At 61.6% G+C, this 803-nt stretch carries 1 protein-coding gene; it reads left to right on the plus strand.

The features are described from left to right. Positions 1-803 (plus strand): prolyl oligopeptidase family serine peptidase (locus EOA27_RS38585; protein WP_145970909.1); only part of this gene is annotated, 803 nt, incomplete at both ends.

Below are 803 nucleotides of genomic sequence, written 5' to 3' on the forward strand. Positions count from 1 at the left end.
ATGCTGGACCGTACTGGCGGCTCGTGTGTGCGCCGGTGGACGACCCGTCACCGTCGTCCTGGGAGGAAGTCATTCCGCATCGAGCCGGGGTGACCCTCGAGGAGGTTCACGTCCTCGACCAACAGTTGGTTGTCCTGGAGCGAGAAGGCCTCCGTCCTCGCTTGGTCTCACGTGACGGGAGCGGGCGGGTTGGGGCAATGATTATTCCTGATGAGCCGAGTTGCACTCTAAAGGTCGGCTTGTCAGTAGGTGGTAGCTATTCGGTTGCACGACATCCGTTCCGGAGCTCGAAGTTGACCTACTCGGTTAGCTCATTTGTGACGCCCGATACCCTCTACGAGCATGATCTCGTCGACGACCGATCGGCAGTCTTGTACCAGGCCCGAATTCCGGGATATGACGCGGCTCAATATGTGGCGACGGTGGTCATGGCGGAGGCGGAAGACGGGGTCGAGATACCAATTTCGCTTGTCGCGCGGTGCGACCGGGCGAATCCTGGGCCGGTTGTACTGCGAGTCTACGGCTGTTACGGATCCTCGAGATGGCCGTCGTTCAAGGCTTGGCCCTCATTCATGACCAAGCGTTTAAGCCTGCTCGACCGCGGGGTTGCTTTCGGTTGGGTGCACGTGCGAGGTGGTGGTGAGCTCGGACGTCCATGGCACCAGGCGGCTACCCGCGATCGGAAACGTATTACTCACACAGATCTGATCGCCGCTGCCGAGGGGCTCGTTGAGCGGGGGTTCGCCACCCGCGACGGCATCGTCATTGAGGGAGCGAGCGCTGGCGGCGGTGTGGTGCTGGCC

Origin of the sequence: Mesorhizobium sp. M2A.F.Ca.ET.037.01.1.1, assembly GCF_003998075.1 — a bacterium.
GTDB lineage: Bacteria > Pseudomonadota > Alphaproteobacteria > Rhizobiales > Rhizobiaceae > Mesorhizobium.